Below are 15,915 nucleotides of genomic sequence, written 5' to 3'. Positions count from 1 at the left end.
AATGTGACCACAGCCTGCGGCCACAAGGATACATTGCCAACATTACCGCAACGATTGAACTAACGGTAGCGTTTTATAGGGCTATTTTGATCCTGTCCGGCGAGCCAGGTGAGCTTTTCACCAATCTTGCCCTCAAGACCTCTGTTTGTGGGGTGATAATAGCGCGTTTGTGCCATCTCCTGCGGGAAATATTCTTCCCCGGCAGCGTAGGCATTGGGTTCGTCGTGAGCGTAGCGATACTCCTGCCCGTAACCCATCTCTTTCATCAGCTTGGTCGGCGCGTTACGCAGGTGAACCGGCACATCGTAGTCCGGCCGTTCGCGCGCGTCGGACATCGCCGCTTTGAAGGCGGTATAAACCGCATTGCTTTTCGGCGCGCAGGCCAGATAGACAATCGCCTGCGCTATGGCACGCTCGCCTTCCGCGGGTCCAACGCGGGTGAAGCAGTCCCAGGCCGACAGCGCGACCTGCATGGCGCGAGGATCGGCATTGCCGACATCTTCTGATGCAATCGCCAGGCAGCGACGCGCGACGTATAACGGATCGCCGCCCGCAGTGATAATGCGCGCGTACCAGTAAAGCGCCGCATCCGGCGCGCTGCCGCGCACGGACTTATGCAGCGCCGAGATCAGGTCGTAAAAACGGTCGCCTTTGTTATCGAAACGTGCGCTGCGCTCCCCGGCAATTTCGGTGAGCAGCTCCTGCTTCAGCACCCGCTTCCCGGCATCGTCAACTTCGGCCATATCGGCCATCATTTCCAGCGTATTCAGCGCCCGACGCGCATCGCCGTTGACCAGCTCGGCAATCGCACGACGCGTGTCGTCAGGCAGAACGATATCCTGCCCGCCGTAGCCCCGCGCTTTGTCGTCCATCGCCTGAGTAAGAACCTTTTCGATATCCTCGGTCGTCAGCGATTTGAGCAGGTAAACGCGCGCGCGGGAAAGCAGCGCCGAGTTCAGCTCAAACGACGGATTTTCGGTGGTCGCGCCGATGAAGAAGATCGTGCCGTCTTCAATATGCGGCAGGAAGGCATCCTGCTGGCTCTTGTTGAAGCGGTGGACTTCGTCCACGAAGAGGATGGTGCGCCGCCCGGCATTGCGGTTCTGCCGCGCACGCTCGATCGCTTCGCGGATCTCTTTCACGCCGGAGGTGACCGCCGAGATGCGTTCAACGTCCGCGTTGGCATAACGGGCGATCACTTCTGCAAGCGTGGTCTTGCCGGTGCCAGGGGGCCCCCAGAGGATCATGGAGTGAAGATGCCCGGCCTCAATGGCGCGCGGCAATGGCTTACCGGCAGCCAGCAGGTGTTGCTGGCCGATGTACTGCGCTAAATTTTCTGGCCGCATGCGAGCGGCCAGAGGTTGAAACGCGTTATCTGAAAAATCGAGCGACAGATTGCCCACTCACGCCTCTTACTTATTGCGTTGGTCGTCCACCGTTACGCCCTTCGGCGGGGTAAAGGTGAATTTCGATGCATCAACGGCGCCGTTCTGCTGAGATTTAAGCTGGTAGCTGCTGCGCTGATCGTCCTGCTCAACCGCGCCGAACTGATTAATGGTACCGTTGGTGCTTACGTTAATGGTGAACTGCTTCAGGTTGCCGTTGCTGCCTTTCGGCGTCAGGACAAACTCGTCACCCGTCTGTTTAATATTGTACTGCTGCCAGTCGCTGGCCTGGTTACGGGCAATCAGCATAAACGGCGTATTGCTGGTGGCATCCTTCAGCCAGGTCGCCGTAGCCTGCTCAACGAACGGGTTGAAGAACCATAAGGTTTTGCCGTCAGATACCAGGATGCTCTCATCCGGCTGGGTCATATGCCAGTTGAACAGATTCGGGCGTTTTACCCACAAATCTCCCTGGCCTTCCTGCACCGCGTTGCCGCTGCCGTCAGTCACTTTTTGCGTGAAGCTGGCGTGGAAGCTGCTTACTTTATCCAGTCGGCTTTTAAGGTCGCTGGCTGCATCAGCCCAGACGCTGCTGGCGACAAAACTGGTGAGTAATGCACAGGCGATGGCGATTTTTTTCATTGTTATTCCTTAAAATACGTCTTCCCGATATGGGGTTTCCGTCTTCTATTCTGGACCTGCCCGAAGGCAGGCGACAGAAGAAAATGCTTAATTTTGGCTGATTTACCCTTCTTTGCAATCGCTGAAGGTTAATCAAACGGCGGCGGTGCCAGAACCTCGCGGTTACCGTTATGCCCCTGCTCGCTCACAATGCCCTGCGCTTCCATCTGCTCGATGATACGCGCCGCGCGGTTATAGCCGATGCGGAACTGACGCTGCACCCCAGAGATGGACGCTTTGCGTTTTTCGGTAACGAAGCTAACCGCCTGATCGAATAACGGATCCAGCTCTTCGCCGCCGTCGAAGCCACCGCCGCCGCCTTCGCTTTCCGTATCGCTGGTGATCCCGTCAACATATTGTGGACGACCGCGCGCTTTCCAGTCCTGCACGACGGCGTGAACTTCCTCATCGCGGACGAACGCACCGTGGACACGCACCGGAGAGGTGGAGTTCGGGCCGGAATAGAGCATGTCACCCATACCCAGCAGCGACTCTGCGCCGCCCTGGTCAAGAATGGTACGGGAGTCAATTTTACTTGATACGGTAAAGGCGATACGCGTCGGAATGTTCGCTTTGATGAGGCCGGTAATAACGTCCACGGAAGGACGCTGGGTCGCCAGCACAAGGTGAATACCGGCCGCACGCGCTTTCTGCGCCAGACGGGCAATCAACTCTTCCACTTTCTTACCGACGGTCATCATCAGGTCAGCGAATTCATCGACCAGCACGACGATATAAGGCAGTTTTTCCAGCACCGGATGCTGGGCATCCATGCTGTCACCCGGTTTCCAGTAAGGATCCGGAATCGGACGTCCCATGCGCACCGCCTGGGCGATTTTCTCGTTATAACCGGCCAGGTTACGCACGCCCAGCGCAGACATCAGCTTGTAGCGGCGTTCCATCTCATTGACGCTCCAGCGCAGGGCGTTGGCAGCATCTTTCATATCGGTCACAACTTCGGTCAGCAGATGCGGGATCCCTTCGTAGACCGACAGTTCGAGCATTTTCGGGTCGATCATGATGAAACGCACATCTTCCGGCTGCGCTTTATACAGCATGCTGAGGATCATGGCGTTCACACCGACAGACTTACCGGAACCGGTAGTACCCGCGACCAGCAGGTGAGGCATTTTCGCGAGATCCGCCACGACCGGATCGCCCGCGATATCTTTACCCAGCACCACGGTCAGCGGGGATGGGTTATCGCGGAATTTGGTGTTATCCAGCACTTCACGCAGGTAGACGGTCTGACGTTTCTTGTTCGGTAGTTCAAGGCCAACGTAAGGCTTGCCCGGAATCACTTCCACCACACGCACCGCCACGGTCGAGAGAGAACGCGCCAGGTCGCGGGACAGGTTGGAAATGCGCGCGGCTTTAACGCCTGGCGCCAGGTTCAGTTCAAAACGGGTGATAACAGGACCCGGTGAGTAGTTCACCACGTCCGCTTTGATGCGGAAGTCAGCCAGACGGGCTTCGACCAGACGCGCCATTTGTTCGAGCGCGAAGGTATCGACCGGTTCCACTTCTGACGGCGGCGGCGTTAACAGATCCAGAGACGGCAGCGGCGTGCTTGGACGCTGCAGCGGACGGCTGTCACCGTTACGCATCAGCAGCGGGTGAATCAGGCTCTCCTGCGGCTGAGGCGCAGGCTGCTGGAACTGCGGCGGCTGTGGTGCCTGCTGCGGTTGAGCATACGGCTGCTGAACTGGTTGTTGAGGCTGCGCGTAGGTCTGTGGTGCTGGCTGCTGGCGCAGAGGCGCTGCTTCCGGCATCACGCTCGGGGTAAATAAAGGCTCGCTCGGGCCATCATCCACCAGATCCTTCATCGGCGAAAATTCAAAATCAGACAGCGAGAACGGGTTTGCACCCGCCGGTTGCTCACCGGAATAGCGCTGCTGCTGGGTGGCGGCAAACTGGCGCGCCAGTTCTGCTTCTGCCGCGTCCTCTTCATCTTCCAGCACCGGTTCATCGTGCTGGTATTCTTCACCGTAGCGCTGATTCTGCTGCGCAGCGAACTGGCGGGCCAGCTCGTCCTGCTGCATTTCATCGGCGTCATCTTCGTAGTCAGGCTCGCGCGCTTTCTCTTCAGCCATACGCTGGGAAGGCAGCTTGATACCATAAGAGGCAAGCTCTCGGCGGGTTGGAACGCGAACGCGGTTAGGGCGAGGCAGTTGCGGACCAATCCCCTCCTTCACCTGAGGACGTGGCGCGCCCCCTGTTGCCAGACTAAAGACAGGTGCAGCTGCGGCAGCGGCCGCGGTAGCCTGCTTCACGCTTTCCGCTACGGGTGCGACTGCAGGCGTCGGGTCGATCGGTGGAACGGAAACAGAAGGCGCTTTCGTCACCGGCTCCTGCACCGGTTCAGGCACCGGCTGGTACCAGGCCGCCAGCTGCTCGCGTTCACGCGCACGTCGCTCTTCGACTTCTTCGAAATAGTACAGCGGTGGACGGGCGGGCTTCACCTCTTCCACGATTTCAGGTTCAGGCTGCGGCTCAACATAAGGCTGCACAGGTTCAACCGGTTCAGGCACATACTCCTGATAAGGTTGGGCCACCGGCTGTTCATCGTGCGGGTAATTTTGCGGTTCATACGCAGGCTGCGGCGGCTGATAAGGCTGCTGCCACTGCTCCTGCTGAACAGGGACGTAGCTTTCAGGTTCAGGCGCGATAACGGGCTCCGGCGTGTGAACACCGGGCGCAGTCTGCCAGTCAACCTGCGGCTGCTGAATAACGGATTCCGGCGGCGAAACCGGCGCGGATGGCATCACAGCGTCGACCGGCGCGGCATACGCCTGCGCAGCGGTCGTCGCGGCTGCTGCTGCCGCAACCGGCTCGGTAACCGAGTGGCCATTTAACAGCGGATCGTATTCGTCGAAGTCACCCGGCATGGCCCGGCTGCCGGAGAAGAGCACATCGTCAGGATCGACGGCGACACCCGCCGCGCGATACGCCACCTGCTCGTCTTCATCCATGCGTTTACCGGAGAAGAGCGCCGCATCGGTTTTACGGCCAAGCGGGTTGGCAAATTTCTCAGCAACACGCTGACGACGCGCCAGCGCGCCGCGCAGAATACGCGCACGACGAGACTCGCGACGCTGCACAGGCGCGTCATCTTCCTCTTCCTCTTCGTACTCGTCTTCATCAACCCACGTATCGTCACGACGGGTACGGTTGCTGGCGAAGGTCAGAATAGTGAGGATAAAACTGCCGATTTTCTCGGCAATGCTCACCCAGGACCAGCCGGTAAACAATGTCAGCCCGGCCGCCCAGATGCAGAGCAATGCGAGCGTGCCGCCGCTGCTGTGCAGCATCGGCTGTAGCGCAGAGCTCAACAAACTGCCGATCACCCCGCCAGAGGCGAAGTACCAGATATCATCCGCATTAATCGCTGCCAGCCCGCACGAGGTGAGGATCAGCGCCAGCGCGCCAATCAGGCGCAGCGACACGGCGAAATAGTCGATGTAATCATCGTTCTGACGATGACGCCACGCAAACCAGCATCCGCCAATGATAATGACGGGAAGGGTATAGGCCATCACACCGAAAATGAAAAACAGCGTGTCCGCAAGCCAGGCACCGGGGACACCGCCTAAATTATGGATAGGCTCATGCCATGCAGTTTGTGACCAGCTGGGATCCGAGGGGTTGAAACTGAGTAAGGCTGCCATCAGCCAGACGGCAAAAAGGGCAATAACAATCAGCAAAGCCTCGAGGAGACGACGTCCGCTGCTTAGCTTCGATAGTGTGACTTCTTTGTCTTCAGTGTATTCCTGGCTCAAGAAAGGCTCTCCAGGTATCAGGCATATCCTGCCTGTTTGCTAAAACGGACAACAGTGCCGGGACTCCCCGGCACTGTTGCTGTATGGATTAACAGGAGTGTAATCAAACTACGCTGATTTTGCACCTGTTCCGTGTTAGCGCGTCTTAATAACCAGACGATTGCTCTGTTTGACCTCTTCCATCACCACATAGGTACGGGTGTCGTTCACGCCTGGCAGACGCAGCAGGGTTTCACCCAGCAGCTTACGGTAGGCGGACATATCAGGTACACGGGTTTTCAACAGGTAGTCGAAATCACCGGATACCAGGTGACACTCTTGAATTTCTTCAAGTTTCTGTACAGCGGCGTTAAATTGCTCAAACACATCCGGTGCACCACGATTCAGAGTAATCTCAACAAATACCAGAAGTGAGGCATCCAGATAATGCGGGTTCAGCAGAGCCGTATAGCCCTGAATGAAACCCTGTCTTTCCAGTCGACGCACACGCTCAAGGCACGGCGTCGGGGAAAGTCCCACACGTTTTGAAAGCTCGACGTTGGAAATACGCCCATCCTTTTGCAATTCATTAAGAATGTTACGATCGATACGGTCGAGATCTTTGCCAGGGCGCTTCTTGCTATCTACCATTATTATTGTCTCTCTGTATTCCTTCCCTACTCCTGCCTGGACCCTGTGCACATCACTGTTCAGAGCCTGTACCCGTTAGTCATCACATCGCCTGATTATGTATTAGACGCGATGCGGATTCGGGTTCTGTTGGTAAGAAGACCGTTGCCCGAAGGCAGTCACCGACATCACGTATGGCGTCTGTCCACGCCATGCGTAGATTTCACTGACCCGGTAAAAATGGCATTTACGTGCATGCCTATGCGGCATACGGTTAACACGGTTTTTTCTTCTTCCTTGAATGTTTTCGCAAAAGCGCAGGGGATTGTCAAAGCAAAACATCGTTTTTTAGTACAACATGCCGGATATTCATTGCGGCAGGGTATTAATCCTCATTTTATTGCCTTACAAACGACCGGTTTTCAGGACAAAGCGTGATGTTATCGCGCGCTATTCATCGTCCGTGGCTATTACACAGATTGATATCAAAATTGCTGCGCTCTTTTTTTACGACAACAAATTCCCTACAATCCAGCCAAATGTCTGCCAACAACAATGGGGATCTCATGGGCACGGCCAAACACAGTAAGCTGCTAATCCTTGGTTCTGGACCTGCGGGATATACCGCGGCGGTCTATGCTGCACGCGCTAACCTGCACCCGGTACTCATCACCGGCATGGAAAAAGGCGGTCAGCTGACCACCACCACCGAAGTGGAAAACTGGCCAGGGGACCCGAACGACCTGACCGGGCCGCTGCTGATGGAGCGTATGCACGAGCATGCTGCTAAATTCGAAACCGAAATTTTGTTCGATCACATCAATAAGGTCGATCTGCAGAACCGTCCGTTCCGCCTGACGGGCGACAGCGGCGAATACACCTGTGATGCGCTGATCATCGCCACCGGCGCCTCTGCCCGTTACCTCGGTCTGCCATCCGAAGAAGCGTTCAAAGGCCGCGGCGTTTCTGCCTGCGCAACCTGCGACGGTTTCTTCTACCGCAATCAGAAAGTCGCGGTCATCGGCGGCGGCAACACCGCCGTGGAAGAAGCGCTCTACCTGGCGAACATTGCCTCTGAGGTGCATCTGATCCACCGTCGCGACACCTTCCGCGCGGAGAAGATCCTGATCAAACGTCTGATGGATAAAGTGGCAAGCGGCAACATCGTGCTGCACACCAACCGTACGCTGGAAGAGGTGACGGGCGACCAGATGGGCGTTGCCGGTCTGCGTATCCGTGATACCCAGAACACCGATAACGTCGAAACGCTGGAAGTGGCGGGTCTGTTTGTGGCGATCGGTCACAGCCCGAACACCGCGATCTTCGACGGTCAGCTGGAGCTGGAAAATGGCTACATCAAAGTGCAGTCCGGCATTCACGGTAACGCGACCCAGACCAGCATCCCGGGCGTGTTCGCGGCCGGCGACGTGATGGACCATATTTACCGTCAGGCGATCACCTCTGCGGGCACCGGCTGTATGGCCGCGCTGGACGCTGAACGCTACCTCGATGGACTGGCAGAACAAGGTAAATAATCTTTACAAGTCAGTAACAAACGTAAATAAAGGCGGCGATAAGTCGCCTTTATTGTCTCCCCGTTGTAACATTGCGCTGCCCAATTTTTAATAACGTCACCTGCAAAGTACGCAATGGAAAAAACCCGTCAACAAGAGTTAACACGCTGGCTGAAACAGCAAAGCGTTATTTCCCGCCGCTGGCTTACGATTTCCCGTCTCCTGGGGTTCGTTAGCGGCCTGTTGATTGTTGCCCAGGCATGGCTGCTGGCCCGCATTCTTAATCACATGATCATGGAGAACATTCCACGCGAAGCGCTCCTGCTGCCCTTTATTGTCCTGATCCTGATTTTTATCCTGCGCGCCTGGGTGGTGTGGCTGCGTGAGCGCGTCGGTTTTCACGCCGGACAACACATCCGCTACGAGATCCGTCGTCAGGTGCTCGACAGGCTTCAGGAAGCCGGGCCCGCGTGGATCCAGGGTAAACCAGCCGGTAGCTGGGCGACGCTGATCCTTGAGCAGATTGACGATATGCACGACTACTATGCGCGCTATCTGCCGCAGATGGCCCTTGCCGTCTTCGTTCCGCTGCTGATCGTGATCGCCATCTTCCCGGTGAACTGGATGGCTGCGTTGATTCTGATGGGCACCGCCCCGCTGATCCCGCTGTTTATGGCGCTGGTCGGGATGGGGGCTGCGGATGCCAACCGCCGTAACTTCCTGGCACTGGGTCGCCTGAGCGGCCATTTCCTCGATCGTCTGCGCGGCATGGAGACGTTACGCATTTTTGGCCGTGGTGAAGCGGAAACCGAAAACATTCGCCAGGCGTCACAGGACTTCCGTCAGCGCACCATGGAAGTGTTACGCCTCGCCTTCTTGTCTTCCGGCGTACTGGAATTCTTTACCTCTCTGTCGATTGCCCTCGTGGCGGTCTACTTCGGTTTCTCCTACCTCGGCGCGCTGGATTTCGGCCATTACGGCACGGCGGTGACCCTTTCTGCCGGGTTCCTGGCGCTGATCCTGGCCCCGGAGTTTTTCCAGCCGCTTCGCGATCTGGGGACCTTCTATCACGCCAAAGCCCAGGCGGTTGGCGCAGCCGATAGCCTGAAAACGTTCCTGGAAACGCCGCTGGCACACCCGGAGCGCGGTGACGTGACGCTGAATGCTAAAGAGCCCGTGACCATCGAAGCGCAGGATTTTTCCATTCTGTCACCCGAAGGCAAAGTGCTTGCGGGTCCGCTGAACTTTACCTTACCTGCCGGACAACGCGTGGTGCTCGTCGGCACCAGCGGTTCCGGGAAAAGTTCTCTGCTGAATGCGCTATCCGGATTTATGGCCTATACGGGTTCACTGCGGATCAACAGAACCGAACTGCGTAACCTCGATCCTGACGCCTGGCGTAAACAGCTCAGTTGGGTGGGCCAAAACCCGCAGCTTCCCGCCGCTACGCTGCGTGAAAATGTGCTTCTGGCGCGTCCGGATGCGCGTGAAGATGAACTGCAATCGGTTCTCGACCGCGCCTGGGTCAGCGAGTTTCTGCCGCTGCTCCCGCAAGGGGTAGATACCGTGGTCGGTGACCAGTCCGCCGGGCTGTCGGTCGGACAGGCGCAGCGTGTGGCCGTTGCCCGCGCGTTGTTGAATCCTTGCCAGCTGATGCTGCTGGATGAGCCCGCCGCCAGCCTGGATGCCCACAGCGAGCAGCGCGTAATGGAAGCCCTGAACGCCGCCTCCCGGCAGCAAACTACCCTGATGGTCACCCATCAGCTGGAAGGCATTGCCGACTGGGACCAGATCTGGGTCATGGAGAACGGCCGTATTGTTGAGCAAGGCGATTACGCCTCTCTCGTTGCCGCGCAGGGACCGTTTGCCGCCCTGCTGGCGAACCGTCAGGAGGACATCTGATGCGTGCTCTGCTGCCTTATCTTGCGCTCTATAAACGCCACAAATGGATGCTGACGCTGGGGATTGTGCTGGCCATTGTCACGCTGCTCGCCAGCATCGGACTGCTCACGCTTTCCGGCTGGTTCCTGTCGGCCTCGGCCGTCGCGGGGTTCGCCGGATTATACAGCTTCAACTATATGCTTCCGGCTGCCGGGGTTCGCGGTACCGCCATCACCCGTACTGCCGGACGCTATTTCGAACGGCTGGTCAGCCACGACGCCACTTTCCGCGTGCTGCAGCACCTGCGCATCTACACCTTCAGCAAGCTGCTGCCCCTCTCCCCTGCCGGGCTGGCGCGTTTTCGTCAGGGTGAGCTACTCAACCGTGTCGTTGCGGATGTCGACACGCTGGATCACCTGTACCTGCGCGTGATCTCCCCGATCGTGGGCGCATTTGTGGTGATTGTGGTGGTCACGCTGGGGCTGTCTGTTCTGGATGTTCCCGTGGCGCTGACGCTGGGCGGGATCATGCTGCTGACACTCATCATTCTGCCGCCGCTGTTTTACCGCGCCGGGAAATCTACCGGAGAAAACCTGACGCGTCTGCGCGGAGACTACCGCCAGCAGCTAACCTCCTGGCTTCAGGGGCAAGCAGAGCTGACCATTTTTGGCGCCAGCAAGCGCTACCGTGCCCGGATGGAAAGTACGGAGCTGAACTGGCATGAGGCCCAGCGCCGCCAGTCGGAGCTGACGGCCTTCTCTCAGGCGCTGATGATGCTGATCGGCGGCGTGGCGGTGATAGCCATGCTGTGGCTGGCCTCCGGCGATGTCGGGGGGAATTCACAGCCGGGTCCTCTTATTGCCCTTTTCGTCTTCTGCGCGCTGGCGGCGTTTGAAGCGCTGGCCCCGGTGACGGGCGCCTTCCAGCATCTGGGGCAGGTCATCGCCTCTGCCCTGCGCATCACCCAGATTGCCGAGCAGGAGCCTGAAGTCTCGTTCAGTGCCGGGCAGACCGCTGTACCGGAGCAGGTTGCGCTGACGCTGGAAGATGTCACCTTCGCCTACGACAAACAGGCGCAGAACGCGCTGGACGGTATCAACCTTTCTGTTAAGGCAGGACAGCGGATTGCGATCCTCGGCCGTACCGGCTGCGGTAAATCGACACTGCTGCAGTTGCTGACCCGCGCCTGGGATCCGCAGCGCGGTCAGATCCGTTTTAATAATACGTTGCTGACTGATTTTAGCGAGCAGCCCCTGCGCAAGACCGTGAGCGTCGTTCCACAGCGCGTGCATCTGTTTAGCGCCACGCTGCGCGATAACCTGCTGCTGGCCGCGCCAGAGGCGTCTGATGATGCGCTTCGCGCCGTGCTGGAGCAGGTCGGACTGCAAAAGCTGCTTGAGGACGAGGGGTTGAACAGCTGGCTGGGCGAAGGTGGCCGTCAGCTCTCCGGCGGTGAGCTGCGCCGTCTGGCCATTGCGCGCGCGCTGCTGCACGATGCGCCGCTAATGCTGCTCGACGAGCCCACCGAAGGGCTGGACGCCACAACCGAAAGCCAAATCCTTGATTTACTGGCGAATGTTATGACCGGCAAAACCGTGCTGATGGTCACGCACCGCCTGCGCGGACTGGCGAGCTTTGATCGGATAATTGTGATGGACAACGGACACATTATTGAGCAAGGTAGTCACGCAGAGCTGTTGGCGAAACAGGGTCGCTACTACCAGTTTAAACAGCGTCTGTAGACTATATTTGTAGCGTCCTCACTCGCGTACTGGAGTTTTGCTGTCATGCGCCTGGTCCAGCTTTCTCGTCATAACATCGCGTTCCCTTCTCCGGAAGGGGCGCTGCGTGAGCCCAATGGGCTGCTGGCTCTCGGCGGTGACCTTAGTCCCGCTCGACTATTAATGGCGTACCAGCGCGGTATATTCCCCTGGTTTTCCCCCGGAGATCCGATTTTATGGTGGTCTCCCGATCCGCGTGCCGTGCTGTGGCCAGGGCAGTTTCACGTCAGCCGCAGCATGAAGCGTTTCCATGCGAAATCACCTTACCGCGTTACCCTCAACCACGCCTTTGGTCAGGTCATTGAAGGCTGTGCTGAAGACCGTTATGAAGGGACATGGATAACCCGCGATATTATTACCGCCTACCACCAGCTCCATGAGCTTGGCTACGCCCACTCCATCGAGGTGTGGGAAGGCGGAGCACTCGTTGGCGGCATGTACGGCGTGGCGCAGGGGACGCTGTTCTGCGGCGAGTCGATGTTCTCTCGTGCAGTTAACGCCTCGAAAACCGCCCTGCTGGTCTTCTGCGAGGCGTTTGCCCAGCGCGGCGGACGCCTGATCGATTGTCAGGTGCTCAATGAGCACACCGCCTCCCTGGGTGCTGTTGAAATTCCGCGACGCCAGTACATCGAACAGCTTGATGCCAGCCGTCAGGAGAAGCTCCCGCGCGACTTCTGGATACCGAGAACGCTCTTTATGCCCAATGCCTAAATGTTTTCCGCATATTTTTTGTGAGGGTGTTATAATTACGCCGCAGAGTAGCTTCTGCCTGTTGCCCCGCCGCCGTTTGGGACCCTCGCTTCAGATAACGTCCTGACGTTTATCCTGTCGTCTCCCCTTTACGAATGCGCTTCCTGTTCGGTTGTACCGTGACGCTTGGGCAATGCGCCGAAACTGTTTTGCTGCGTTTTAATCGCGCAATTCTTTACTTAATTGATGAATTTCGGCATTATCTTGCCGGTTCAAAACTTGGTAGTGATACCCCAGAGGATTAGATGGCCAAAGAAGACAATATTGAAATGCAGGGTACCGTACTTGATACGTTACCTAATACCATGTTTCGCGTAGAGCTGGAAAACGGTCACGTGGTAACTGCGCACATCTCCGGTAAAATGCGCAAAAACTACATCCGCATTTTGACGGGCGACAAAGTGACTGTTGAACTGACCCCGTACGACCTGAGCAAAGGCCGCATTGTCTTCCGTAGTCGCTAATTGTTTTCGCCTGTAATGGCAGATGAATATTTAAAAGGTCGGGATTATCCCGGCCTTTTTTATTTATGGCTTTAGTGTTGCTGCGTCGGAAGATGTATTGTCATCCATGGTTGTACAGGAGCGATTAAATCTCCTGCCATAGAATGCGCCATGTCGTGAAGTAATCCCGTAAGATGCGGCAGCATATCGCGGTCAAAATGCGACACCAGCAGCACGTGGTTTAACGCCCGGCAGTAGTCACACTTTGTTTCTGTATCTTCCAGCAGCCACTCCTTTTGTCGTGGTTGTTCCGCTTCTTCCTCCAATTCCACTATTTGAAAATCACGCATGGATTCCGTGAGGCCGGTTTTTACCTCTTCCAGATAAGCCCCGAGGCAACGACATACGGGCTGCGTTTGGGGGAGTGATTTGCAGTCGAGGAGGATTTCGGTGAGCAGTTTGCAGCGCTCGGCGAGGGTGGGGAGATCGGGGTTGAGGGAGAGTTCGCTGTAAAGTTGGGCGAAATTATTAATATCAGTCATATGTGATCCTTTATGCACGTAAGATTGTTTGTGCACACTTTCAGGACGCCAATCCCGGCACCTGATTTTGCAGGTGCGCCGCCATTTTATTACTGTGGATTTATCCAGCAACTGACTTCGAAAGAAACTCGAAAGCGCCTCGCAAAATTCCTCTGCGGCCTGTTGCCCTCACCCCGGCCCTCTCCCACGGGGAGAGGGAGAAAACAAAAAAAACGGCAACCGAAGTTGCCGTTTTGCTTTTATCTTACAACTCAGTGAGCCGCTTCCGGCTTGTGCTTCGCCGCACTCTGGAAATCGTACGTCAGTTCGTTCTTCGCCTGGTCCAGCGCCACGGTCACCTGGCCGCCGTCCACCAGCGAGCCAAACAGCAGCTCGTTCGCCAGCGGTTTCTTCAGGTTGTCCTGAATCACGCGCGCCATCGGACGGGCGCCCATCGCACGGTCGTAGCCTTTCTCGGCCAGCCAGTTGCGGGCCTCCTGGCTCACTTCCAGCGACACGCCTTTCTGATCCAGCTGAACCTGCAGCTCGACGATGAACTTGTCCACCACCTGATGGATCACCTCGGTAGACAGGTGATCGAACCAGATAATGTTGTCCAGACGGTTACGGAACTCTGGCGTGAAGATCTTCTTGATCTCCTCCATCGCATCGGTGCTGTTATCCTGGTGGATCAGGCCGATGGATTTACGCTCGGTTTCACGCACCCCGGCGTTGGTGGTCATCACCAGCACCACGTTGCGGAAGTCCGCCTTGCGCCCGTTGTTGTCGGTCAGCGTCCCGTTGTCCATCACCTGCAGCAGGATGTTGAACACGTCCGGGTGCGCCTTCTCGATTTCATCGAGCAGCAGGACCGCGTGCGGATGCTTGATCACCGCGTCGGTGAGCAGGCCGCCCTGGTCAAAGCCCACGTAGCCCGGAGGCGCACCAATCAAACGGCTGACGGTGTGACGCTCCATATACTCGGACATATCAAAGCGCAGCAGCTCAATGCCCAGCGCTTTGGAAAGCTGAACCGTCACCTCGGTTTTCCCCACGCCGGTCGGGCCAGCGAACAGGAAGGAACCGACAGGCTTGTGGTCATGCCCCAGTCCGGCGCGGGCCATCTTGATCGCTTCGGTTAAGGCCTCAATGGCTTTATCCTGACCAAAGACCAGCATTTTCAGGCGATTGCCGAGGGTGCGCAGCGTGTCGCGGTCGCTCTGAGAAACGCTCTTCTCAGGGATACGCGCGATGCGGGCCACCACGGACTCAATATCCGCCACGTTAACGGTTTTCTTACGCTTGCTGGCCGGCATCAGACGCGCACGCGCCCCTGCCTCGTCAATCACGTCTATCGCCTTATCCGGCAGATGACGATCGTTGATGTATTTCACCGCCAGCTCCACCGCCGCACGGACCGCTTTTGCGGTGTAACGCACGTCGTGGTGCGCTTCGTACTTCGGCTTCAGGCCGTTGATGATCTGCACCGTTTCCTCGACGGACGGTTCGGTCACGTCGATTTTCTGGAAGCGGCGCGCCAGCGCACGGTCTTTCTCAAAGATGTTGCTGAACTCCTGGTAGGTCGTGGAGCCAATCACGCGGATCTTGCCGCTGGAGAGCAGCGGTTTGATCAGGTTAGCCGCATCCACCTGGCCACCGGAGGCCGCACCTGCGCCGATGATGGTGTGGATCTCATCGATAAACAGGATGCTGTTGGTGTCCTGCTCCAGCTGTTTTAACAACGCCTTGAAGCGTTTTTCAAAATCACCGCGGTATTTGGTGCCCGCCAGCAGCGAGCCGATATCCAGCGAGTAGATGGTGCAGTCGGCAATCACTTCCGGCACGTCGCCTTGCACAATGCGCCAGGCAAGCCCTTCGGCAATCGCGGTTTTACCCACGCCTGATTCCCCCACCAGCAGCGGGTTATTCTTGCGGCGACGGCACAGCACCTGGATCGCGCGCTCCAGCTCTTTATCGCGACCAATCAGCGGGTCGATACCGCCAACGCGAGCAAGCTGGTTAAGGTTGGTGGTGAAGTTTTCCATACGATCCTCCCCGCCTGTTTGCTCTTCATTGTTATTGACCTGATTGCTGGAGTCCGATGCCTGGTTAGGCTCGTCTTTGCGCGTTCCGTGAGAGATAAAGTTAACCACGTCGAGGCGGCTGACTTCGTGTTTGCGCAGCAGGTAGGCAGCCTGTGACTCCTGCTCGCTGAAGATGGCGACTAAGACGTTTGCGCCAGTCACTTCGCTACGTCCGGAAGACTGGACGTGGAATACCGCGCGCTGCAGCACGCGCTGGAAGCTGAGCGTCGGCTGCGTGTCGCGCTCTTCTTCACTGGCTGGCAGCACCGGTGTGGTTTGTTCGATGAAGGCTTCGAGTTCCTGACGTAGCGCCACCAGATCCACGGAGCAGGCTTCCAGCGCTTCGCGGGCAGATGGGTTGCTAAGCAGTGCGAGCAGTAAATGCTCGACGGTCATAAACTCATGTCGGTGCTCACGCGCTCTGGCGAAAGCCATGTTTAAACTGAGTTCCAGTTCTTGATTGAGCATAGGCACCTCCCCCAATTTT

At 57.4% G+C, this 15,915-nt stretch carries 11 protein-coding genes; 5 read left to right on the top strand and 6 right to left on the bottom strand.

Annotated features, from left to right (window positions below; genetic code table 11):
- Positions 1 to 59: 59 nt before the first annotated feature.
- From rarA to lrp, 4 genes are all read right to left on the bottom strand, one after another.
- Positions 60 to 1,403 (bottom strand): replication-associated recombination protein RarA, encoded by a 1,344-nt coding sequence (rarA, locus tag AC0TOY_RS23125; protein ID WP_029739490.1) that lies wholly within the window; start codon positions 1,401 to 1,403, stop codon positions 60 to 62.
- Between the two features lie 9 nt (positions 1,404 to 1,412).
- Complete coding sequence (gene lolA, locus AC0TOY_RS23120) at positions 1,413 to 2,027, bottom strand: outer membrane lipoprotein periplasmic chaperone LolA (RefSeq protein WP_024907806.1); 615 nt, start codon at positions 2,025 to 2,027, stop codon at positions 1,413 to 1,415.
- A 128-nt stretch (positions 2,028 to 2,155) separates the two neighbouring features.
- Positions 2,156 to 5,845: a DNA translocase FtsK 4TM domain-containing protein gene (locus AC0TOY_RS23115; protein ID WP_407859662.1), complete on the bottom strand. Its 3,690-nt coding sequence runs from the start codon at positions 5,843 to 5,845 to the stop codon at positions 2,156 to 2,158.
- A gap of 135 nt (positions 5,846 to 5,980) precedes the next feature.
- Positions 5,981 to 6,475: a leucine-responsive transcriptional regulator Lrp gene (gene lrp, locus AC0TOY_RS23110; RefSeq protein WP_000228469.1), complete on the bottom strand. Its 495-nt coding sequence runs from the start codon at positions 6,473 to 6,475 to the stop codon at positions 5,981 to 5,983.
- Between the two features lie 545 nt (positions 6,476 to 7,020).
- On the opposite strand from lrp, the gene trxB reads away from it, so the two are divergent.
- From trxB to infA, 5 genes are all read left to right on the top strand, one after another.
- Positions 7,021 to 7,989: a thioredoxin-disulfide reductase gene (trxB, locus tag AC0TOY_RS23105; RefSeq protein ID WP_024907808.1), complete on the top strand. Its 969-nt coding sequence runs from the start codon at positions 7,021 to 7,023 to the stop codon at positions 7,987 to 7,989.
- Positions 7,990 to 8,103: 114 nt separating this feature from the next.
- Positions 8,104 to 9,870, top strand: a complete 1,767-nt coding sequence (gene cydD, locus AC0TOY_RS23100) for a heme ABC transporter permease/ATP-binding protein CydD (RefSeq protein WP_061715647.1) — start codon at positions 8,104 to 8,106, stop codon at positions 9,868 to 9,870.
- Positions 9,870 to 11,591 carry a heme ABC transporter ATP-binding protein/permease CydC gene (cydC, locus tag AC0TOY_RS23095; protein ID WP_473722640.1) on the top strand — a complete coding sequence of 574 codons (1,722 nt, stop codon included), beginning with the start codon at positions 9,870 to 9,872 and terminating at the stop codon, positions 11,589 to 11,591. The genes cydD and cydC overlap by 1 nt, the downstream gene beginning before the upstream one ends.
- A 45-nt stretch (positions 11,592 to 11,636) precedes the next feature.
- Positions 11,637 to 12,341, top strand: a complete 705-nt coding sequence (gene aat / locus AC0TOY_RS23090) for a leucyl/phenylalanyl-tRNA--protein transferase (RefSeq protein WP_032649215.1) — start codon at positions 11,637 to 11,639, stop codon at positions 12,339 to 12,341.
- A 284-nt stretch (positions 12,342 to 12,625) separates the two neighbouring features.
- Positions 12,626 to 12,844 (top strand): translation initiation factor IF-1, encoded by a 219-nt coding sequence (infA, locus tag AC0TOY_RS23085; RefSeq protein ID WP_002211347.1) that lies wholly within the window; start codon positions 12,626 to 12,628, stop codon positions 12,842 to 12,844.
- Positions 12,845 to 12,915: 71 nt separating this feature from the next.
- On the opposite strand, the gene AC0TOY_RS23080 is transcribed toward infA, so the two are convergent.
- Both AC0TOY_RS23080 and clpA read right to left on the bottom strand, forming a co-directional pair.
- Complete coding sequence (locus tag AC0TOY_RS23080; protein ID WP_473722639.1) at positions 12,916 to 13,365, bottom strand: hypothetical protein; 450 nt, start codon at positions 13,363 to 13,365, stop codon at positions 12,916 to 12,918.
- A 251-nt stretch (positions 13,366 to 13,616) separates the two neighbouring features.
- Positions 13,617 to 15,896, bottom strand: coding sequence for an ATP-dependent Clp protease ATP-binding subunit ClpA (clpA, locus tag AC0TOY_RS23075; RefSeq protein WP_473722638.1), 2,280 nt, complete (start codon positions 15,894 to 15,896; stop codon positions 13,617 to 13,619).
- Between the last annotated feature and the right edge of the window lie 19 nt (positions 15,897 to 15,915).

Source organism: Enterobacter sp. PL_is379, assembly GCF_055817355.1.
The sequence above is the reverse complement of the archived record's forward strand: the minus strand, read 5'-3'. Positions and strand labels throughout refer to the sequence as shown.